Source organism: Embleya sp. NBC_00888 (assembly GCF_045207655.1).
Classification (GTDB): Bacteria; Actinomycetota; Actinomycetes; order Streptomycetales; family Streptomycetaceae; genus Embleya.
Window position 1 is genome coordinate 3458346 of sequence record NZ_CP108785.1, and the last position, 20781, is coordinate 3479126.

Here is a 20781-nt window from a genome sequence, read left to right on the forward strand (position 1 = left end):
GTCCCCACCGCAGAAGGGCACGACACACGATGGCACCCTCGACCAAGACGGCCGGCGACGGCAGCGGCCTGACCGAGATGTCCTGGGATCCGATCACCCGGATCGTCGGCAGTCTGGGCATCCACACCAAGATCGACTTCAAGCAGAAACGGGTCGCCGAGTGCTACAGCACCTCGTCGGTCTTCCGCGGCTACAGCGTGTTCATGCGTGGCAAGGACCCGCGCGACGCGCACTTCATCACCAGCCGGATCTGCGGCATCTGCGGCGACAACCACGCCACGTGCTCGGTGTACGCGCAGAACATGGCCTACGGCGTGAAGCCGCCGCACCTGGCCGAGTGGATCATCAACCTCGGTGAGGCCGCCGAGTACATGTTCGACCACAACATCTTCCAGGAGAACCTGGTCGGGGTGGACTACTGCGAGCGCATGGTCCGCGAGACCAACCCCGGCGTGCTGGATCTGGCCGAACGCACCGAGGCGCCGCACGCCGCCGAACACGGCTACCGCACCATCGCCGACATCATGCGCTCGCTCAACCCGATCGAGGGCGAGTTCTACCGCGAGGCGCTGGCGGTCAGCCGCTACACCCGGGAGATGTTCTGCCTGATGGAGGGCCGGCACGTACACCCCTCCACGCTCTACCCGGGCGGGGTGGGCACCGTCGCCTCGGTCCAGTTGTTCACCGACTACCTGTCCCGACTGATGCGCTACGTCGAGTTCATGAAGCGCGTGGTGCCGCTGCACGACGACCTCTTCGACTTCTTCTACACCGCCCTGCCCGGGTACGAAGAGGTCGGCCGGCGGCGGGTGTTGCTCGGTTGCTGGGGCGCGCTCAACGACCCCGACCACTGCGACTTCACCTACCGCAACATGACCGACTGGGGCCGGCGGATGTACGTCAGCCCCGGCGTCGTGGTCGACGGCAAGCTGATCACCAACGACCTGACCGAGATCAACCTGGGCATCCGGATCCTGCTCGGCAGCTCCTACTACCAGGACTGGGAAGGCCAGGAGCAGTTCGTCACGCACGACCCGCTGGGCAACCCGGTCGACCCGCGCCACCCGTGGAACCAACACACCATCCCCGCACCGCAGAAGCGGGACTTCGAGGGCAACTACAGCTGGGTGATGTCGCCGCGCTGGTTCGACGGCACCGACTACCTGGCCCTGGACACCGGCGGCGGCCCGCTCGCCCGGCTGTGGTCCACCGCGCTCAACGGCCTGGTCGACACCGGCTTCGTCAAGGCCACCGGGCACAGCGTGGTGATCAACCTGCCCAAGTCGATGACCAAGCCGGAGACCACCTTCGAGTGGAAGATTCCACAGTGGAGCAACGCCCTGGAGCGCAACCGGGCGCGCACCTACTTCCAGGCGTACATGGCCGCCATGGCGGTGTACTTCGCCGAGAAGGCGCTCGATGAGGTGCGCTCGGGCCGGACCAAGACGTGGGAGAAGTTCGAGGTGCCCGACCAGGCGGTCGGCGTCGGCTTCACCGAGGCCGTGCGCGGGGTGCTCTCGCACCACATGGTGATCCGGGACGGGAAGATCGCCAACTACCACCCGTATCCGCCCACTCCGTGGAACGCCAGTGTCCGCGACACCCTGGGCACCCCCGGGCCGTACGAGGACGCGGTGCAGAACACGCCGATCTTCGAGGAGAACTCCCCGGAGAACTTCAAGGGCATCGACATCATGCGGGCCGTGCGCAGCTTCGACCCCTGTCTGCCGTGCGGCGTGCACATGTACCTCGGCGACGGCAAGACACTGCAGAAGCTGCACGTACCCACCGGGCTGAGCGGGCTGAGCGGATGAACGCCGAGCAGACCGGACTGCGGGTCGAGGAGATCCTGACCCGCCTGGACGACGGCGCCGACCCGGGCGTTCGCGCCGGGGCCGAGGAACTGGTCCGCGCCCTGATGGACTTCTACGGCGCCGGCCTGGCCCGGCTGGCCGCGCTGTTGCGCGACGCCGACGCGGATCGGCGCGGCGTCCTCGACGACGAACTGGTCACCGCCCTGCTCGTCCTGCACGACCTGCACCCCGACGACGTGCCCACCCGAGTCGCGCGCGGGCTCGCGGCGCACCCCGAACACCGGGCCGAACTCGCCGACTACGACGAACACAGCCGGACCGTGCGGCTGCGGATCGCCGCCGCGAGCGGCGGGTGCGGGTGCGCGAGCGGGAGCGCCCAGGATCCGCGCGAGGGCGTGGAAGGCCTCCTGGCCGGCTGCGCGCCCGAGATCGAGCGGATCGAGATCGAGGAGATCCCGGCCGCGCCGCCCGAACCCGCGCTGCTCCAGATCGGCATCCGACCGGCCGATCCGGCCCGGGCCGCACGGTGAGCGCGCCGCCCCCGACGACCGTGCGGCCCGCGGGTGGGCTGCGCCGATTCCGGCGCCCCACCGGGCCGCAGCCGGAACGTTGCGAGTTGTGCGCCCAGGAGGTCGGCGCCGGACACCGTCATCTCGTCGACACCGACGCGCGGGTCCTGGCCTGCGCGTGCCGGGGCTGCGCGATGTTGTTCGAGCGGCGCGGCGCGGCCGGCGGTCGTTATCGGGCGGTGCCCGAGCGCTACCTCGTCGATCCGGGGCACAGCCTGGACGACGGCGCCTGGGACGCCCTGCAGATCCCGGTCGGCCTGGCCTTCTTCCTGCGCAACGCCGCGCTCGACCGGTTGATCGCGCTCTACCCGAGCCCGGCCGGCGCCACCGAGAGCGATCTGGACCCCGAGCAGTGGCAGGCGGTGCTTGGTGAGAGCCGGCTCGCCGGACTGCTGCGTCCCGACGTCGAGGCGCTGTTGCTGCGCCGCACGGACGACGCGAGCGAGTGCTTCCTGGTCCCGATCGACGTCTGCTACGAGCTGGTCGGTCGGATGCGACTGCGCTGGCGGGGCTTCGACGGCGGTGCCGAGGCCCGCGAGGACCTGGCCGCGTTCCTCGCCGACGTGCGCTCGCGTGCGCGGGTGCCGGGAAGGGACGACGCGCCGTGACCGAGCTGGACTTCTCCTGCGTCGGCGTGCGCGCGGACGGCTACGCGGCGGGGCCCACCCTGGTCTTCCGGCTGCGGATCACCGCCGCCGAGCAGGCCCGGGTGCACGCGCTCGCGTTGCGCGTGCAATTGCGGATCGAGCCGGCCCGGCGCCGCTACGGGACGGCCGAAGGCGACCGGCTGGGCGTGCTGTTCGGGGAGCGCTCCCGCTGGGGCGGCACGCTCCACCCGATCGAGTTCGCCCAGGTGGCGTTGACCGTGCCGGGCTTCACCGCGGAGACCGAGGTGGACCTGGTGGTGCCGTGCACCTACGACATGGACATCGCCTCGTCCCGCTACTTCCACGCGCTGGGCGACGGCGAGGTGCCGCTGCTGATGCTCTTCTCCGGAACCGCGTTCACCGGCCCGGGCGGCTTCCGGGTGGAACCGGTGCCCTGGCACAAGGAGGCCGCCTACCGGATGCCGGTCACGGTGTGGCGGGAGATGGTCGAGCAGCACTTCCCCGGCTGCGGCTGGCTGCGACTGCCGCGCGAGGCGATGGACGCGCTGCTCGCCTACCGGGCCCGGCACGCGCTGCCCTCCTGGGAGGCCACGATGCGGGCGCTGCTGGCGACCGCGGAGCCGGGCACCGCGGCCGATCGGGTGCTCGGCGTTCCGGGTGAGCGCACCGGCCGGTCGGACCGGACCGGCCCCACCGAGGAGAGAGTGCGATGACGCTGTTCGGGCTCGCGATCCAGGAGCGGTTCGCCGCCGCGCGACAGATCGCCGACGCCGTGCTGTTCGAGGGCTACGTGCTCTACCCGTACCGGGCCTCGGCTGCCAAGAACCGCATGCGCTGGCAGTTCGGCGTGCTGGTGCCGCCCGCTTGGGGACAGGGCAGCGGCGAGCACCACGACCAGCGCACGGAGTGTCTGATCGAACCGCGTGCGGATGCGAACCTCTCGATCGAGCTGCGCTTCCTGCACGCCCAGCGGCGCACGGTGCAACAGGTCGGCCCCGACGGCGGGTTCGCCGCGGTGGACGCGCTGGAGTTGCCGGATCGGGTGCTCGTCCCGTGGGACGAGGGCGTCGAGGAACGGGTCGAACTGGTGCTCCCCGTCGCGGCGTCGGCCGGAGCCGGGCTGGTCCTGCCGTTCGATCGGGCCGAGCACGAGGAGACCGAGGAGGTCGATCTCGACGGCCGTGTGTGTGGGCGGCTGGTCCGCCGGCGGGCACGGATCGAGGGGGAGATCCGGGTGCGGAGCACCGAGATTCCCGGCCCGTACCGCACCCTCAAGCTGACCGTCGAGGTGACGAACACCAGTGGGTGGACGCCGGATCCGGGCGCCGACCGGGAGACCGCGCTGCCGTACGCGCTGGTGTCGGCGCATGTGTTGCTCGGTCTGGACACCGGCTCCTTCCTGTCCATGACCGACCCGCCGGAATGGGCCACGGGCGCTGCCGCGTCGTGTACCAATCTGCGGACCTGGCCGGTGCTGGTGGGGGAGCGGGACGAAGTGGTGTTGTCCTCGCCGATCATCCTGGAGGATCACCCGCAGGTGGCCCCGGAGAGCCCGGGCGCGCTCTACGACGCGACCGAGATCGACGAGATCCTCGCGCTGCGCACCTCGGCACTGACCGAGCGGGAGAAGCGCGAGGCCCGCGGCACCGACGCCCGCGCGGGCGCCGCCGTGGACCTGGTCGACTCGCTGCCCCCGGAGGTGTGGGATCGGCTGCACGGCACGGTGCGGGCGCTGCGCGAGAACACCGGAGCGAGCGGGCCGACGACCCTGATCGAACCGGGCGCGCCGGGTGAACAGGGCGAGCCGGGTACCGACCGGCCCTGGTGGGATCCGGCGAGCGACGCCGGGTTCGATCCCGCCGTGGATCGGGTGCTGGTGGACGGGCGCTCGATCGGCGCCGGCAGTCGGGTGCGGCTGCGACCGGGACCGCGCCGTACCGACGCCCAGGACCTGTTCCTGCACGGTCGGGACGCGTTGGTCGAGGCGGTGCTGCACGACGTGGACGGCGCGGTGCATCTCGCGGTGACCGTGGACGGCGACCCCGGCGCGGACATCCGGCGGGCCCAGGGCCGGTTCCTGTACTTCCAACCGGACGAACTCACCTTGCTGGAGGACGCGTGACCGGCCAGGGCCCGCCGGCCGACCGCGTCGAGCGGGTGCTCGTCGCCGGGGTCGGCAACATCTTCCTCGGCGACGACGGCTTCGGGGTGGAGACCGTCGCCAGGCTGGCCGGGCACCCGCTGCCGGCCGGCGCCGAGGTGGTCGACTTCGGCGTACGCGGCGTGCATCTGGCCTACCAACTCCTGGAAGGCTACGAGACGTTGATCCTGGTGGACGCCACCGCGCGCGGCGGCGCACCGGGCACGGTGTACCTGATCGAGGCCGCCGTACCGGGCTCGGTCGAACCCGGGGCGGCCCTGCTCGACGGCCACCGGATGGGGCCCGACGCGGTGCTCGCGCTGCTGGGCACGCTGAGCGCGGGTACCGGCGGGACACCGCCGCGCCGGGTGCTGGTGGTGGGCTGCGAACCGGCCGACCTGGACGAGCGCCTGGGCCTCAGTCCACCGGTCGCGGCCGCCGTGGACGAGGCGGTCGCGCTGATCCTGCGGGTGCTGCGCGGGCAGACGCCCCTGAAACCACCGACCGGCGCGACCGACGCGCCGAATGCGGTCGATGTCCGACCCGCCGCCGTGGACGCGGTGCGCGGTCCCGAGCCTGGAGAGGTGCCGGCATGCGAAGGATTCTGATCGGCGGAGTGGCCCTGTTCGGGCTTGTCGCGCTCGCGAATCGGGCGGACATCCGGCGCTACCTGCGGATGCGTGCCATGTAGCCGGGTTCGCGACGGGTCCCGAGGCGGAGCCCGGCGCGCTGGGGCGAATGGCGTACGCGCGCCGTCGCACACGGCGTGGGTGCCGGGACACGTCGCCGGTGGTGCCTGTAATGGAGCGTGGGGCTCGTCGAGTCGGCGGGCTGCCGGCGGTGGACGTCGAACCCGGGAGAGGGCCGATGCACGAGATGTCGATTGCGCTGGCCGTCATCGAGCAGGTCGAGGCGGCGGCGGCGCGCAGCGGGGAGCGCGCCGCGCTGACCGTCCGGCTGCGGGTCGGCGAACTCGCCGGGGTGGTTCCCGACGCGCTGGCCTTCGCCTTCGAGGTCGCGCGGGCCGAGACGGTGCTGCGCGACGCGGAGTTGGTGGTCGAGAGCATCCCGGGCCGGGCCCGCTGCGCGGGGTGCGCCGTCGAGTGGGCGGTGGGCCTGCCGCCGGACCTGTGCTGCCCCACGTGCGCGGGCGCGACCGCCGAGCTGTTGTGCGGGCGTGAGTTGCAGATCGTCGACGTGTGCTGGGCCGATCCGGTCGAGGACGTCGGATACGCCGAGGCCACTCAGGAGGGTTGAACCGTCATGTGCCGAGTCGACGAGTTGCGGCAGGCAGTGCTCGCTCACAACGATCGCGGCGCGAGCGACCTACGCGCCGAACTGGCCGCGCGCGGGGTGATCGCGGTCAACCTGCTGTCCAGTCCCGGCAGCGGCAAGACCGCCCTGCTGGAGGCCGAACTGCGGCTGGCCGGCGAACGCGGGGTGTCGGTGGCGGCGTTGACCGCCGACCTGGCCACCGACAACGACGCGACCCGCTTGGCCCGGGCCGGCGCGCCGGTCAAGCAGATTCTCACCGACGGGTTGTGCCACCTGGAAGCGGCGATGTTGCGTCGACAACTCGCCGGCTGGTTGCCGGCGAAGACGCGGCTGCTGTTCGTGGAGAACGTCGGCAATCTGGTCTGCCCGGCCTCCTACGACCTGGGCGAGAGCCTGCGGGTCGCGCTCGCGTCGGTCACCGAGGGGGAGGACAAGCCGCTCAAGTATCCGTCCGCGTTCGGCCTGGCGAACCTGGTGGTGGTGACCAAGATCGACCTCGCCGAGGCGGTGGAGTTCGACGAGGGCGCCTTCCTGGCCAACGTCCGGCAGGTGAACCCCGGGGTCGAGGTGTTGTTCACCTCGGCCAGGACCGGTCGCGGTGTGGGCGACCTGTTGACGCGCGCGGTCGCGGTGCTCGACGGTGCGGCGGTGCACACGCCGGTGATGGCGCGGCACGCGGCCGACGGGCACGGCCACGTGCACGGACCGCCCGGGAGCGAGTCGGAGGACGAGTCCGCTCACGGGCACCGGCACGCTCACCCGCACGAGCCCGGGCAGGCCCATGTCCACGTGCACGAGGGTGTACGTGCCCATGTCCACACGCACGGGATCGACCCGCGGCCGGTTCCGGTGCGGGAGTCGTCTTGACCACCGGCCGACCGCCCGAGGTCGCGCAGCGGCGTCGGATCATCGTGCGCGGCACCGTACAGGGGGTGGGCTTTCGGCCGTTCGTCTACACGCTGGCCACCGAGTTGGGCCTGGCCGGACATGTCACCAACACCGGTGCCGGCGTACTCGTCGAGGTCGAGGGCAGGTCCGCCGAGGTGGCCGCGTTCTGCCGGCGGATCGACACGGACGCGCCGGCGCTGGCCTCGGTCGAGTCGATCACCCACGAGGACCTCGCGATCGGCGGCGACACCGGGTTCACCATCGTGGCGTCCGTGCCGCCCGAGCCGGGCGCCGCGCACCGTACCCGGATCCCACCGGATGTCGCCACGTGTGATCGCTGTCTGGCCGAACTCGAGGACCCCGCGGATCGCCGGCACCTGCACCCGTTCATCACGTGCACCGACTGCGGTCCGCGCTTCACCATCGTCACCGCGCTGCCCTACGACCGGGCGCACACCACGATGGCCGACTTCCCGATGTGCCCGGACTGCGCCCGGGAGTACGGCGATCCCGGCGATCGGCGCTTCCACGCGCAACCCATCGCGTGCCACGCCTGCGGCCCCCGGTTGTCCCTGGTCGACGCCGACGGGGCGCCGATCGGCTTCGGCACCCTGGACGAGGCCCGCCGGATGCTCGCCGAGGGGGCGATCCTGGCGGTCAAGGGCATCGGCGGGTACCACCTGGCCTGCGACGCGGCCGACCAGGACGCGGTGTCGCGGCTGCGCGAGCGCAAGGGGCGCGGCGACAAACCCTTCGCGTTGCTGGCCCGCACCCTCGCCGAGATCGAGCCGTACGCCGCGATCACGGACGCGGAACGGGAGTTGCTCACCGGCGCGGCCCGGCCGATCGTGCTGCTCCGGCGTCGTAGCGCGGCCCGGGCCGCGCTGCCGGAGGCGATCGCGCCGCGCTGCCCCGACCTGGGCTTCATGTTGCCGTACACGCCTGTGCACCACCTGCTCCTGGGGCTGCTCGACGACCGGCTCGGGCCGCGCCTGCTCGTGCTCACCAGCGGCAACGCGGCCGGCGAGCCGATCGTGACCGACGACGCCGAGGCGCTGACCCGGCTCGCGCCGCTCGCGGACGGCTGGCTCACCCACGACCGACCGATCCGGGTGCCGCTGGACGACTCGGTGGTGCGGGTCGTGGACGGCGAACCCCTGTTCGTCCGGCGCTCCCGGGGCTGGGCCCCGCTGCCGATCCGGCTGCCGGTGGCGGTGCCCGCGACGCTCGCGGTCGGCGGGGACCTGAAGAACACGTTCGCCCTGGCCGAGGGCCGCGAAGCGTGGTTGTCCGGGCATGTCGGCGACATGGACGATCTGGGCACGCAACGTGCGTTCGAGCACGCGGTCGGGCACCTGGGCGCGATCACCGGCGTGCGTCCCGACGTGCTGGTCGCCGATCGCCATCCGGGCTATCGGTCCACCGGCTGGGCCCGGCGCACCGCGGCCCGGCGGCCGGTGCGGCTGGTCCAGCACCATCACGCGCACATCGCCGCCGCGATGGCCGAACACGGCGCGGACGGCGCCGCGCCGGTGTTGGGCGTCGCCTTCGACGGGACCGGCTACGGGGACGACGGCGCGGTGTGGGGCGGTGAGTTCCTGCTCGCGGACTACGCCGGCTTCCAGCGGGTGGCGCACCTGCGCTACGCGCCGCTGGCCGGTGGCGACGCCGCGGTGGCCCGGCCGTACCGGATGGCGCTGGCGCACCTGCACGCCGCCGGGATCGAGTGGGCGGACGATCTGCCGTGTGTGCGGGCCGGATCCGACGAGGAACGCCGGGTGCTGGCGCGCCAACTCGAACGCGACCTGAACTGCGTGCCCACTTCCAGCATGGGCCGGCTCTTCGACGCGTTCGCGTCGCTGATCGGCGTCTGCCACGTGGCCGGCTACGAGGCGCAGGCGGCGATCGAGTTGGAGGGCGCGGCCGTTCGGCGGCCCGGCCCGGTACCCGGGTACACCTTCGCGCTGCTTCCGGGGGACGGTGCGGGCGATCCGCTGATCGCCGACCCGGGCCCGGTGTTCGCGGCGGCGATCGCCGATCTGCGCGCCGGTTGCGACCCGGAACTGCTCGCGGCGCGCTTTCACCACGCGGTCGTCGACCTGGTGGTCGCGGTGGCCGAGCACACGCGGGAGCGGTACGGGCCGACGCCGGTCGCGCTCACCGGCGGCGTGTTCGCCAACGCGATCCTGTCCTCGTCCTGCGGACGGGCGCTGCGCGCGCGGGACTTCACCGTGCTGCGGCATCGCCTGGTGCCGCCGAACGACGGCGGGCTGGCGCTGGGTCAGGTGCTGGTCGGGGCGAGTCGGCGGGTGCCGAGCGAGACGGACGGCCGGTAAGCGGGCGCCCGCATACCCACGAGTGGACCGCGGTCGTTGTCGGATGACGAGGAGAGACCGATGTGCCTGGCGGTGCCCGGCAGAGTGACGAAGATCGAGGAACGGGACGGAACCCGGATGGGCCTCGTCGATTTCGGCGGCGTGGTCAAGGAGGTGTGCCTGGAGTACGTCCCCGACCTGAGGGTGGGCGAGTACGCCATCGTGCACGTGGGCTTCGCGCTGCAACGACTGGACGAGGAGTCGGCCCTGCGCACGCTTGCCCTGTTCGACGAGATGGGGCTGCTCCAGGAGGAGTTCGGCGATCCCTGGGAGGCGGCCGGCGCGGCGTCGGGGGAGTTCGTCCGGCCCGAGCCGGTGGTTGTTCCCGACCCGATTCCCGGTGGTGTGGCGAAGGAGGTCCGGCGGTGAAGTACCTGGAGGAATTCAGCAATCCGGAGGTCGGTCGCCGACTGCTGGACGGGATCCGGGCCACGGTGACCCGGCCGTGGTCGATCATGGAGGTCTGCGGCGGGCAGACGCACACCATCATCCGGCACGGCATCGACCAACTGCTGCCCCCCGAGGTGGAGTTGATCCACGGGCCGGGCTGTCCGGTGTGCGTGACGCCGCTCGAGGTGATCGACAAGGCGCTGGCCATCGCGGCCCGCCCGGGGGTGATCTTCTGCTCGTTCGGCGACATGTTGCGGGTGCCGGGTACCGATCGCGACCTGTTCCGGGTGCGCGGCGAGGGCGGCGACGTGCGGGTGGTCTACTCGCCGCTGGACGCGCTCGCGATCGCCCGGGACAACCCCGACCGCGAGGTGGTGTTCTTCGGCATCGGCTTCGAGACCACCGCGCCGCCCAACGCGATGACGGTGTATCAGGCCAGGCGGCTGGGCATTCGCAACTTCAGCCTGCTGGTGTCGCACGTGCGGGTGCCGCCGGCGATCGAGGCGATCATGAATTCGCCCGACTGCCGGGTGCAGGGCTTCCTGGCGGCCGGTCACGTGTGCAGCGTGATGGGTGTGGAGGAGTACCCGGAGTTGGCCGAGCGGTATCGGGTGCCGATCGTGGTCACCGGATTCGAGCCGTTGGACATCCTGGAGGGCATCCGGCGTACGGTCCACCAACTCGAGCGGGGCGAGCACACGGTGGACAACGCGTACGCCCGGGCGGTGCGGGCGCAGGGCAACCCCGCTGCGAAGGCCATGCTGGCCGACGTGTTCGAGGTGACCGACCGGGCCTGGCGCGGCATCGGGGTGATCCCGGACAGCGGTTGGCGGTTGTCCTCGCGCTATCGCGACCACGACGCCGAGTACCGCTTCGACGTGACCGGGATCGACACCGTGGAACCGGCCGAGTGTCGCAGCGGCGAGGTGTTGCAGGGCCTGCTCAAGCCCAACGAGTGCGCGGCGTTCGGCACCACCTGCACCCCGCGTAATCCGCTCGGCGCCACGATGGTCTCCAGCGAGGGCGCGTGCGCCGCCTACTACCTCTACCGCCGGCTCGACGCCGCCGGCACCGCGCCCCGGGAGGCGACCCCCGTTGTCTGAGCTCACCGACCTCGCCCCGGTCACCGGGTCCGCCCCGGCCGCGGTGCCCGATGCGCCTGCCCCGCCTGCCCCGCCTGCCCCGCCTGCCGCGCCTGCCGCGCCGGACTTCTCCGGGTGGACCTGTCCGGCCCCGTTGCGCGACCATCCGCGGATCGTGACCGGGCACGGCGGCGGCGGCGCGCTGTCCGCCGAACTCGTCGAGCACGTCTTCGCGCCCGCGTTCGGCGGACCCCTGCTCGCGGCGCTCACCGATTCCGCGGTGGTCACCCTCGGCGGAGCCCGACTGGCCTTCTCCACCGACTCGTTCGTGGTCCGTCCGCTGTTCTTCCCCGGCGGGAGCATCGGCGAACTCGCGGTCAACGGGACGGTCAACGACCTGGCCATGAGCGGCGCCAAGGCGGCCTATCTGTCCGTCGGGTTCATCCTGGAGGAGGGCGTCGAGACGGCGGTCGTCGCCCGGGTCGCCCAGGCGCTCGGCGACGCGGCCCGAGCCGCCGGAGTCGAGATCGCCACCGGCGACACCAAGGTGGTCGAGGCCGGGCACGGGGACGGCATCTACCTCAATACCGCCGGGATCGGCCTGGTCCCGGCCGGCGTCGATCTGCGCCCGCAGCGCGCCGCCCCGGGCGACGTGGTGATCGTCAGCGGCGACATCGGCGTCCACGGGGTGGCCGTGATGAGCGTGCGCGAGGGCCTGGAATTCGACGTCGAGATCAGCAGCGACTGCGCCGCGCTGGGCGGGCTGGTCGAGGCCATGCTGGCGGTCACCCCGGACCTGCACGTGCTCCGCGATCCCACCCGAGGCGGCCTGGGCGCGGCGCTCAACGAGATCGCCGCGGCGGCCCGGGTCGGTGTGGAGATCGCCGAACGCGACGTCCCGGTGCCGCCCCAGGTGGCCAACGCGTGCGCGATCCTGGGCCTGGATCCGCTGTATGTGGCCAACGAGGGCAAGCTGGTCGCCTTTGTGCCCCGCGAGCACGCCGACGCGGTGCTCGCGGCGATGCGGGCGCATCCGTTGGGTGCGGGGGCGGCGGTGATCGGCGAGTGCGTCGAGGCCCATCCGGGGATGGTGGTGGCACGTACCGGATTGGGCGGAACGCGGGTGTTGGACATGCCGATCGGCGAGCAACTGCCCCGGATCTGTTGAGTGCCGGCACCACGCGCGCGCGACGGCCGGCTCGGATGCGACGCGGCCGTCGCGCGCGGACCTCAGGCGGCCGGGGTCGGGACCGGGCGGGGCCGGCGGGCGGCGGCGATCAGGGCGCGGGCCACCCGGTCGTCCAGCCCGGACTCGGGATGCCACTGGACGCCCAGGACGAAGGTGTCGCCCGGGAGTTCCACCGCCTCGACGATGCCGTCCTCGGCCCGGGCACCGGGCACCAGGCCGCGACCGAGTCGCTCCACGCCCTGGTGGTGGTAGGTGGGTACCTCGTACGGTTCGGCCCCGAGCGAGGCGAACAGCGTGCCCGGGATCGGCTCGACGACATGCGCGGAGAGCCGGCCGGGCGGGCCGGTGTGCCCGTCGTGGCCGACCACGTCCGGCAGGTGCTGGAACAGGGTGCCGCCCAGCACCACGTTCAGCAGTTGCATGCCGCGACAGATCGCCAGGAGTGGCGTGTTCGAGGCCAGCGCGGCCTCGATCAACGCGCTCTCCCACACGTCCCGGGCCTCGTTCGGCGGACCGGTGCGCGGATGGGGCTCGGCGCCGTAGCGGGTGGACCGTACGTCCGGACCACCCGCGATCACCACCGCGTCCACCCGAGCCACCGTCTCGGCGGCGGACTCCGCGACGTCGGGCGGCAACATCACGGCCAGGCCGCCGGCACGTTGGATGTGGGTCGGGTAGTCCAGGGGGAGCAGCACGGCGGGCAGGTGCCACACCCCCCATCGCACGGATTCCTCGTGGTAGGTGCTGATACCGATCAGTGGCTTGGGCATGGGGGGTCGCTCGGCTCCTCGGTGTCGCGGCGTCGGTGCGGGTGGAGGGCGGTGGGGTCAGTCCCGGCCGAGTTCGGCCTCGGCCGCGGCCAGTGCGGCGAATTCCTCCTCGGGGGCGTTCGCCACCAGATGATGCCGGCTGTAGAAGGCGAAGTAGGCGAGTGCGACGGCGTAGACGCCCAGCGCGATGAACGCCGCCCGCTTGTCCACCAGGAATGTCGCCGCCAGCGCCGAGCAGGCCAGCACGAACGCCACCGAGGAGGTGGCGACGCCACCGGGGGTGCGGTACGGCCGGGGCAGGTCGGGCTCGCGGCGGCGCAGCACGATGTGCGACAGCGACATCAGCGCGTAGGAGATGGTCGCGCCGAACACCGCGATGTTCAGCATCCGAGCGCCGTCCCCGCTCCACGCGGCCAGTGCGAAGCCCAGCGCGCCGGGCACCAGCAGGCCGAGATAGGGGGCCTTGCGTCGGCTGGTCAGGGACAGGAAGCGGGGCAGGTAGCCGGCCCGGGACAGCGCGAACAACTGCCGGGACCCGGCGTAGATCAGCGAGAAGAACGAGGCGACCAGTCCGGCCAGGCCCGCGTAGTTCACGAAGCGGCTCAGCGGGGTCGGGTCGCCGTCGCCCTGGAGCGCGGTCACCAGCGGGTTGCCCGCCTCCTGGACCGCACCGGAGCCGTGCGCGCCGGTCGCGGCCAGGAAGGTGAGCACGGCCAGGAGCAGCAGCACGCCGATCGACAGGCTCATCGCCCTGGGCAGCGTGCGGGCCGGGTCCTTGGTCTCCTCGGCGGCCAGTGGCACCCCCTCCACGCCCAGGAAGAACCACATCCCGAACGGGAACGCGGACCAGATGCCGAGCAGGCCGAACGGAAGCCAGGAATTGGCGCCGAGCGCGTCGTGGTCGACCGGGATGTCGTTGAGCCCGCCGGCGTCGAACTCGGTGAACGCGCCGACCGCGAAGATCAGCAGCGCGGCCACCGCTATCCCGGTGACCACGAAGCTGAACCGCAGCGCCTCGCCGACGCCCCACAGGTGGATGCCGATGAAGACGACGAAACAGGCGAGGTAGACCGGCCAGGACGAGGTCAGGCCGAACAGGTTCAGGGACTCGACGTAGTCGCCGATGAAGATGACGATCGCGGCGGGCGCCAGCACGTACTCGATCAGGATCGCGGTGCCGGTCAGGAAGCCGCCCCAGGTGCCGAGCGCGCGGCGGGCGAAACCGTAGCCGCCGCCGGCGGCGGGCAGGATCGAGGACAGTTCGGCCAGCGAGAACACCATGCACGTGTACATCAGGCCCATCAGGGCGGCGGCGATCGCCAGGCCGCCGAAGCCGGCCTCGGCCAGGCCGAAGTTCCAGCCGGAGAAGTCGCCGGAGACGACGTACGCCACACCCAGACCGGTGAGCAGGAGCCAGCCCGCGCTGCCGCGGCGCAGCGCCCGCTTCTCCAGGTAGTTCTCCGCCTCGGCGGACGCGCCGCCGCTGCCCTGCTTCGTGCGCGCTTGGATGTCGTCGACCACGAGCCACTCCTGACGGGAGGGAGGGGAGGGAGAATTATTGGTTCGATCGCATACCTTTGCTCCTCGGGTCGACACGGCGCAAGGTTTCCGGGCGGATGTCTTTTCGGGCCCGCGTTCGCGCTCGGGCCGGCCGAGGGCCCGTCGCGGGTCGCCGGCGCGGGCGGCTCAGGCCAGAAATCCGCGCAGCAGTGCGGCGGTTCCCGCACAGTGCTCGCGCATCACCTCGGCCGCGGCGTCCGGGTCGCCGTCCAGGATCGCCTCGACCAGCGCGGTGTGCTGGTGCTGCGAGTGCTCCAGGTTGCGCACCAGCAACGGGATGCAGTCCAGCAGGTCGTTCACCGTGGCCCGGACCGCCGCGTACTGGCCGGCCAGGGTCGGCGAGCCGCACAACTGGGCCAGCGTCAGATGCAGCAACGTGTCCCGCCGCCGGTACTCCGCCAGCGGCGCGTCCCGGGTGTGGGCCAGCGCCGCCCGCAATCGCGCGGCCTGCGCCTGATCCAGGCCCTGCGCCGCGCACAGCCCGGCCGCGCCCACCTCCAGCACCTCGCGAAAGCGCAGCGTGTCCTCCACGTCCACCTTCGCGATCCGGCGCCGCAGCTCGGCGGCCGAAGCGTCGCCCACCGGGTTCGGGCGCTCGCGCACGAAGGTGCCGCCGTAGCGGCCCCGGCGGCTCTCCACGATGCCCTGGTCGGCCAGCACCTTGAGCACTTCGCGCAAGGTGACCCGGCTGACCCCGAGCCGGTCGGCGAGGTCGCGTTCGGCGGGCAGCCGGCCGCCGTCGGAGACCAGTCCCAGCCGGATCACCTGGAGGATCTGTTCCAACGCCTCCTCGAAACCGTTGCCCGCGCGCACCGGCCGCAGCAGCGGCGACAGCCCGTCCTTGGGCTCCGCTTCGGATCGCTCGTTCACGATCCCTCCCCTCCGGCTCTTCCCAATCAATGGTTCACGGCCATACCTTATGGCTTCCGGTTGGACCGACAGGAGGCATTCCCTTGGCAGACCGAACGCCCCCGCTGTCCGTCGACGAGCTGCGAGCACTCGTCGACGCCGGGGAGATCGACACGGTAGTCCTGGCCTTCACCGACATGCAGGGCAGGCTTCAGGGCAAGCGATTCGCCGCCCGTTTCTTCCTCGACGACACGCTCGCCCACGGCACCGAGGGCTGCAACTACCTGCTCGCGGTGGACACGGACATGAACACCGTGGCCGGGTACGCGATGTCGTCCTGGGAACGCGGCTACGGTGACTTCGTGATGCGTCCCGACCTGGCCACCCTGCGTCGCACGCCGTGGCACCCGGGCACCGCACACGTCAACGCGGACCTGCTGTGGCACGACGGCTCGCCGGTCGCGGCGTCGCCGCGACAGATCCTGCGCCGCCAACTCGACCGACTCGCCGAGCACGGCTGGACCGCGCACGCGGGCACCGAACTCGAGTTCATCGTCTTCAAGGACACCTATGAGGCCGGCTGGGACCGCGCGTACCGCGGCATGACACCGGCCAACCAATACAACGTCGACTACTCGATCCTGGGCACCGGCCGGGTCGAACCGCTGCTGCGCCGCATCCGCAACGAGATGGGCGCGGCCGGGATGACGGTGGAGTCGGCCAAGGGCGAGTGCAACTTCGGCCAGCACGAGATCGCCTTCCGCTACGACCACGCGCTGACCACGTGCGACCAGCACAGCGTCTACAAGACCGGGGCCAAGGAGATCGCCGCGCAGGAGGGCATGTCGCTCACCTTCATGGCCAAGTACGACGAGCGCGAGGGCAACTCGTGCCACATCCACCTGTCCCTGCGCGACACCGACGGTCGGCCGGTACTGGCCGACGACGACGGCGCGTACGGGATGTCGAGGACGATGCGGCATTTCCTGGCCGGACAACTGGCCGCGATGCGCGAGTTCACCCTGCTGTACGCGCCCAACATCAACTCGTACAAACGTTTTCGGCCCGGCTCGTTCGCGCCCACCGCGGTCGCGTGGGGTCCGGACAACCGTACCTGCGCGCTGCGGGTGGTCGGCCACGGGCACTCGCACCGCTTCGAGAACCGCCTCCCCGGCGGCGACGTGAACCCCTACCTCGCGGTCGCCGGCATGATCGCGGCCGGTCTGTACGGGATCGAGCACGAGCTCGAACCGGGCGAGGCGTGCACGGGCAACGCGTACGCCGGCGACGCGCCGCACGTGCCCGGCACGCTGCGCGAGGCCGCCGAGCTGTGGGCCGGTTCGAAGATCGCCCAGGACGCCTTCGGCGCGGACGTGGTGGCCCACTACCTGCACATGGCGCAGGTCGAGCAGGACGCGTACGACACGGCAGTCACCGACTGGGAGCGGTTCCGCTCCTTCGAGCGCATGTGAGGATCAGAGCGTTGTCCCAGCACCACGAACAGCCGCACCGGCCCGAGTCGGACGGTCCGCACGAGCACGCCATCCTCGACCCCACCACCGAGGAGATCATCGCGACCATCCGGGCGAGTTCGGCGGCCGACGTCGACACGGCGGTGGTCCGGGCCACCCGGGCCGCCGCGCACTGGGCGGCCCAGGCCCCCGGCGACCGGGCCCGGCTGCTGCGCCGATTCGCCGTCGTGGTGGACGAGCACCTCGAGGAACTCGCCCGGCTCGAGGTCCGCGAGGCCGGCCACCCGATCGGCAACGCCCGCTGGGAGGCGGGCAACGTCCGCGACCTGCTCGACTACGCCGCGGGCGGCGCGGAACGGCTGAACGGCCGACAGATCCCGGTGGCCGGCGGCCTGGACGTGACCTTCCACGAACCACTCGGCGTGGTCGCGGTGATCGCTCCCTGGAACTTCCCGATGCCGATCGCCGCCTGGGGCCTGGCGCCCGCGCTCGCGGCCGGCAACGCGGTGTTGCTCAAGCCGGCCGAGACCACGCCGCTGACCGCTCTGCGGCTGGCCGAACTGGCCCTGGTCGCGGGGTTGCCCGAGGGCCTGTTCCAGGTGTTGCCGGGTGCCGGACCGGTGGCCGGCCGGGCCCTGGTGGAGCACCCGGGCGTGGCCAAGGTGGTCTTCACCGGCTCCACGGCGGTCGGCAAGGACATCATGGCCAGGTGCGCGGCGGGCGTGAAGCGGGTGACCCTCGAACTGGGTGGCAAGAGCCCGAACATCGTCTTCGCCGACGCCGACATCGAGGCCGCCGCGGCAGCCGCCCCGGGCGGGTTCCTGGACAACACCGGGCAGGACTGCTGCGCACGCACCCGCATCCTGGTGCAGCGCGAGGTCTACCACCGGTTCATGGACCTGCTCGAACCCGCGGTCCGGGCCTTCAGGGTCGGCGACCCGGGCGACCCCGAGACGCAGATGGGTCCGCTCATCTCCGCCGCGCATCGCGAGCGGGTGCGCTCGTATGTACCGCAGGACGCGCCCGCCGCGATCCGCGGCGAGGTTCCCGAGGGCAAGGGCTTCTGGTATCCGGCGACGGTGCTCACTCCCGAGTCCGCCGACGACCGCGCGGCGGTCGAGGAGATCTTCGGCCCGGTCGCGGTGGTCCTGCCGTTCGACGACGAGGCGGACGCGATCCGCCTGGCCAACGCCACCGCGTACGGCCTGTCCGGCTCGTTGTGGACCCGGGACGTGGGCCGGGCGCTGCGCGTCTCGCGGGGTGTGCGGGCCGGGAACCTGTCCGTCAACTCGCACAGCAGCGTGCGCTATTCGACGCCGTTCGGCGGGTTCGGACAGTCCGGACTGGGCCGGGAGTTGGGGCCGGACGCGTTGGCGGCCTTCACCGAGGTCAAGAACGTGTTCATCAGCACCGAGTAGCAAGTGCCGTTCGGCACCGAACAGTGGTGAGTGCCGTTCGGCACCGAGTCGTACGTGCCCGTCGGCATCGAGCGGTTCGACCGAGTGGTCCGTCGGCTCCGGGGTCATCGGGGGTATCGATGTCGTAGCACGTCGATTTCCGGACACCGAATTCACCGACACCGATTCACCGACACCGATTTCGTCGACACCGAGTCCGTCGGTATCGACCTCATCAGCATCGAGGAGCGTCAAGTGACCGAGCAGACCCCCGTGTGCCGCCGCCTGGTCGGCCGTACCGCCGTCGTTACGGGTGCCGGCAGCGGTATCGGCCTGGCCTCGGCCCGGCGGCTGGCCTCCGAAGGCGCCAACGTGGTGTGCGCCGACATCGACGAGGCCTCCGGCAAGGCCGCCGCCGCCGAGGTGGGCGGGCTCTTCGTGCGCGTCGACGTCACCGACGCCGAGCAGGTCGAGGCCCTGTTCAAGGCCGCGTTCGACACCTACGGCTCGGTCGACGTCGCGTTCAACAACGCGGGCATCTCGCCGCCCGACGACGATTCGATCCTGACCACCGGCCTGGATGCCTGGCGCCGGGTCCAGGAGGTCAACCTCACGTCGGTGTTCCTGTGCTGCAAGGCCGCGTTGCCGTACATGCAGCGCCAGGGCAAGGGTTCGATCATCAACACCGCGTCGTTCGTGGCCCGGATGGGCGCGGCCACCTCGCAGATCTCCTACACCGCGTCCAAGGGCGGCGTGCTCGCGATGTCGCGGGAGTTGGGCGTGCAGTTCGCCCGTGAGGGCATCCGGGTCAACGCGCTGTGCCCGGGCCCGGTGAACACCCCGCTGCTCAAGGAGCTGTTCGCCAAGGACCCCGAGCGCGCGGCCCGTCGACTCGTGCACATCCCGGTCGGCCGCTTCGCCGAACCCGAGGAACTCGCCGCCGCGGTGGCGTTCCTGGCCAGCGACGACTCGTCGTTCGTCAACGCCGCCGAGTTCCTGGTGGACGGTGGCCTCGCCGGGGCGTACGTCACCCCGATGTAGGCGTCGTCGGGGTCGGCGACGCCGTCTCGACCACGCCCGAGCGCCCGCGGTCCGGTACACGCCGCCGTGATCGCGGGTCCACCGCCGCCGATCCGTCGCGCTACCCCTGCGCGACGGGTCGGCGGTGTGGCGGTGTGGCGGGTTCAGCGGAGCGACAGGCGTTGTCCGGGGCGGATCAGGTCCGGGTCCGGGCCCACGATCGCGCGATTCTTGCCGTACAGGGCCGGCCAGCCGCCCGGCAGGTTGTGCGCCGCGGCGATGCCGCTGAGGGTGTCGCCGGGCCGGACGAGAATCTCCCCGCTGCCCTCGGACGCCGGGAGCGGCTCGGGGGAAGTGGCGAGTTCGCTTCCGCGATCGGTGGTCGACCCGGCCGACGGCGTGGCCTCGGCGGCACGCCGGCGGCGATCGGCCGTGGAGCGTTCGGCGCGTCGAGGCGCGTCGGCCCCGGTCAAGCCGGCTTTTCGGGAGCACACCGGCCAGGCGCCCGCTCCCTGTGACCGCAGGACGTTCTCGGCGACGCGGATCTGCTCGGCCTTGGGGGCGTCCTGCGCCCTGCCCTTGCCGCCGTTGGCTTTCCACGTGCTCTCCTTGAACTGCAGCCCACCGTGGTACCCGTTGCCGGTGTCGGTGGACCAGTTGCCGCCGCTCTCGCATTGCGCGACCCGGTCCCAGGCGGCGTCGTCCGCGGCCCGGGCCTGGGTCACCGTCGCGAAGCCCAGGAGGGAGGTCGCGACAACACCGACCACGGCCGAGTCTCGCAGGCGACGTCGGCCGCAGGCTCGATGCGATTCGTCCCGATGCGAAGTGCTGTGAGAAAGCATGGATTCCCTTCGGAATTCCCCTGCGGGGCTCGATCGGCGGCGATCCACGAGGAATCCGTCCCGATCAACCGAATCGCCCGATCGCTGGTGATGAGCGTTTCGGTGCCTCCACCTCGCGACCAGGTCGCGAGTTCGGCCGTGACAGCACGGCGAAAACGGGGGTGCGGTCTGCACTTGGCGCAGACGCTAGACAAGTCGCGTCTCCGATATCAACGACCGATGACGTTTTCGCAGGCCACGTCGGCATTTCCTGCCTTGCGGCGGGGCGTGTCGCGAACACGTCACGGATCGCTGAATTCGCCGCATCCGCACCATTCGGAGGGCGTCCATACGGGTGGATTTCGGGTGCTGTGCGGATGCTCCGCAAGGTCGACGGGCTCGCATTTGCGGCCACCGATCGGGCCCGAGCAGCGATTTCGTCGAGAAAGGACTTGTGGCACGTCGAGCAATGCGGAAGACGTCATAAACCTCGACGGGTTCCGCAAAGATTTCCCGGCGCGGGGGCCTCGACGTTTCCGGGTGATGTTCCCCGCACCCGGTA

General features: G+C 71.7%; 20 protein-coding genes. 16 read left to right on the forward strand and 4 right to left on the reverse strand.

Going from position 1 to position 20781, the window contains the following annotated elements; translation table 11 throughout:
* The first annotated feature begins 29 nt into the window (after window positions 1-29).
* The 13 genes from OG948_RS49455 (at window position 30) to hypE (ending at window position 12309) form a co-directional block, all read left to right on the forward strand.
* On the forward strand, window positions 30-1814 hold the full coding sequence (locus OG948_RS49455; RefSeq protein WP_331771607.1) for a nickel-dependent hydrogenase large subunit: 1785 nt from the start codon (window positions 30-32) through the stop codon (window positions 1812-1814).
* A complete protein-coding gene (locus OG948_RS49460; protein WP_331771608.1) occupies window positions 1811-2344 on the forward strand; it encodes a hypothetical protein in 534 nt (177 codons plus the stop codon). Before OG948_RS49455 ends, OG948_RS49460 begins: the two co-directional genes overlap by 4 nt.
* Complete coding sequence (locus tag OG948_RS49465; protein WP_331771609.1) at window positions 2341-2991, forward strand: DUF5947 family protein; 651 nt, start codon at window positions 2341-2343, stop codon at window positions 2989-2991. Before OG948_RS49460 ends, OG948_RS49465 begins: the two co-directional genes overlap by 4 nt.
* Window positions 2988-3704 (forward strand): DUF6084 family protein, encoded by a 717-nt coding sequence (locus OG948_RS49470; RefSeq protein ID WP_331771610.1) that lies wholly within the window; start codon window positions 2988-2990, stop codon window positions 3702-3704. The genes OG948_RS49465 and OG948_RS49470 overlap by 4 nt, the downstream gene beginning before the upstream one ends.
* On the forward strand, window positions 3701-5113 hold the full coding sequence (locus OG948_RS49475; protein ID WP_331771611.1) for a hypothetical protein: 1413 nt from the start codon (window positions 3701-3703) through the stop codon (window positions 5111-5113). Before OG948_RS49470 ends, OG948_RS49475 begins: the two co-directional genes overlap by 4 nt.
* Window positions 5110-5739: a hydrogenase maturation protease gene (locus OG948_RS49480; RefSeq protein ID WP_331771612.1), complete on the forward strand. Its 630-nt coding sequence runs from the start codon at window positions 5110-5112 to the stop codon at window positions 5737-5739. Before OG948_RS49475 ends, OG948_RS49480 begins: the two co-directional genes overlap by 4 nt.
* Window positions 5724-5822, forward strand: coding sequence for a DUF6893 family small protein (locus OG948_RS49485; RefSeq protein WP_406300689.1), 99 nt, complete (start codon window positions 5724-5726; stop codon window positions 5820-5822). The genes OG948_RS49480 and OG948_RS49485 overlap by 16 nt, the downstream gene beginning before the upstream one ends.
* Before the next feature lie 176 nt (window positions 5823-5998).
* Complete coding sequence (locus OG948_RS49490) at window positions 5999-6388, forward strand: hydrogenase maturation nickel metallochaperone HypA (RefSeq protein ID WP_331771613.1); 390 nt, start codon at window positions 5999-6001, stop codon at window positions 6386-6388.
* 6 nt (window positions 6389-6394) lie between these two features.
* A complete protein-coding gene (gene hypB, locus OG948_RS49495) occupies window positions 6395-7273 on the forward strand; it encodes a hydrogenase nickel incorporation protein HypB (protein ID WP_331771614.1) in 879 nt (292 codons plus the stop codon).
* Window positions 7270-9630, forward strand: coding sequence for a carbamoyltransferase HypF (gene hypF, locus OG948_RS49500; RefSeq protein ID WP_331771615.1), 2361 nt, complete (start codon window positions 7270-7272; stop codon window positions 9628-9630). Before hypB ends, hypF begins: the two co-directional genes overlap by 4 nt.
* A 60-nt stretch (window positions 9631-9690) precedes the next feature.
* A complete protein-coding gene (locus OG948_RS49505; protein WP_331771616.1) occupies window positions 9691-10038 on the forward strand; it encodes a HypC/HybG/HupF family hydrogenase formation chaperone in 348 nt (115 codons plus the stop codon).
* Window positions 10035-11162: a hydrogenase formation protein HypD gene (gene hypD / locus OG948_RS49510; RefSeq protein ID WP_331771617.1), complete on the forward strand. Its 1128-nt coding sequence runs from the start codon at window positions 10035-10037 to the stop codon at window positions 11160-11162. The genes OG948_RS49505 and hypD overlap by 4 nt, the downstream gene beginning before the upstream one ends.
* 43 nt (window positions 11163-11205) lie before the next feature.
* Complete coding sequence (gene hypE, locus OG948_RS49515) at window positions 11206-12309, forward strand: hydrogenase expression/formation protein HypE (RefSeq protein WP_406300906.1); 1104 nt, start codon at window positions 11206-11208, stop codon at window positions 12307-12309.
* A gap of 62 nt (window positions 12310-12371) precedes the next feature.
* On the opposite strand, the gene OG948_RS49520 is transcribed toward hypE, so the two are convergent.
* The 3 genes from OG948_RS49520 to OG948_RS49530 all read right to left on the reverse strand — a co-directional run bounded on the left by OG948_RS49520 (window position 12372) and on the right by OG948_RS49530 (window position 15530).
* A complete protein-coding gene (locus OG948_RS49520; protein WP_331771618.1) occupies window positions 12372-13100 on the reverse strand; it encodes a gamma-glutamyl-gamma-aminobutyrate hydrolase family protein in 729 nt (242 codons plus the stop codon).
* A 57-nt stretch (window positions 13101-13157) separates the two neighbouring features.
* Window positions 13158-14609 (reverse strand): ethanolamine permease, encoded by a 1452-nt coding sequence (eat, locus tag OG948_RS49525; protein WP_406300907.1) that lies wholly within the window; start codon window positions 14607-14609, stop codon window positions 13158-13160.
* 177 nt (window positions 14610-14786) lie between these two features.
* Window positions 14787-15530 carry an FCD domain-containing protein gene (locus OG948_RS49530; protein ID WP_331771620.1) on the reverse strand — a complete coding sequence of 248 codons (744 nt, stop codon included), beginning with the start codon at window positions 15528-15530 and terminating at the stop codon, window positions 14787-14789.
* Between the two features lie 83 nt (window positions 15531-15613).
* Here OG948_RS49530 and OG948_RS49535 point away from each other — a divergent pair, with 83 nt between their 5' ends.
* The 3 genes from OG948_RS49535 to OG948_RS49545 all read left to right on the forward strand — a co-directional run bounded on the left by OG948_RS49535 (window position 15614) and on the right by OG948_RS49545 (window position 19419).
* Window positions 15614-16981, forward strand: a complete 1368-nt coding sequence (locus OG948_RS49535) for a glutamine synthetase family protein (RefSeq protein WP_331771621.1) — start codon at window positions 15614-15616, stop codon at window positions 16979-16981.
* A gap of 11 nt (window positions 16982-16992) precedes the next feature.
* Window positions 16993-18399, forward strand: a complete 1407-nt coding sequence (locus tag OG948_RS49540; RefSeq protein ID WP_331771622.1) for an aldehyde dehydrogenase family protein — start codon at window positions 16993-16995, stop codon at window positions 18397-18399.
* Between the two features lie 234 nt (window positions 18400-18633).
* Entirely contained in the window at window positions 18634-19419 is a 786-nt protein-coding gene (locus tag OG948_RS49545) for a 3-oxoacyl-ACP reductase (protein ID WP_331771623.1), read from the forward strand.
* Between the two features lie 143 nt (window positions 19420-19562).
* On the opposite strand, the gene OG948_RS49550 is transcribed toward OG948_RS49545, so the two are convergent.
* Window positions 19563-20240, reverse strand: a complete 678-nt coding sequence (locus tag OG948_RS49550; RefSeq protein WP_406300690.1) for a transglycosylase family protein — start codon at window positions 20238-20240, stop codon at window positions 19563-19565.
* Between the last annotated feature and the right edge of the window lie 541 nt (window positions 20241-20781).

What these genes read in the sequence shown, in the direction of transcription:
- OG948_RS49455 (WP_331771607.1), top strand. Translation starts at nt 30, where the DNA reads ATGGCACCCTCGACCAAGACGGCCGGCGACGGCAGCGGCCTGACCGAG.
- OG948_RS49460 (WP_331771608.1), top strand. Translation starts at nt 1,811, where the DNA reads ATGAACGCCGAGCAGACCGGACTGCGGGTCGAGGAGATCCTGACCCGC.
- OG948_RS49475 (WP_331771611.1), top strand. Translation starts at nt 3,701, where the DNA reads ATGACGCTGTTCGGGCTCGCGATCCAGGAGCGGTTCGCCGCCGCGCGA.
- OG948_RS49485 (WP_406300689.1), top strand. Translation starts at nt 5,724, where the DNA reads ATGCGAAGGATTCTGATCGGCGGAGTGGCCCTGTTCGGGCTTGTCGCG.
- OG948_RS49490 (WP_331771613.1), top strand. Translation starts at nt 5,999, where the DNA reads ATGCACGAGATGTCGATTGCGCTGGCCGTCATCGAGCAGGTCGAGGCG.
- hypB (WP_331771614.1), top strand. Translation starts at nt 6,395, where the DNA reads ATGTGCCGAGTCGACGAGTTGCGGCAGGCAGTGCTCGCTCACAACGAT.
- OG948_RS49505 (WP_331771616.1), top strand. Translation starts at nt 9,691, where the DNA reads ATGTGCCTGGCGGTGCCCGGCAGAGTGACGAAGATCGAGGAACGGGAC.
- OG948_RS49520 (WP_331771618.1), bottom strand. Translation starts at nt 13,100, where the DNA reads ATGCCCAAGCCACTGATCGGTATCAGCACCTACCACGAGGAATCCGTG.
- OG948_RS49550 (WP_406300690.1), bottom strand. Translation starts at nt 20,240, where the DNA reads ATGCTTTCTCACAGCACTTCGCATCGGGACGAATCGCATCGAGCCTGC.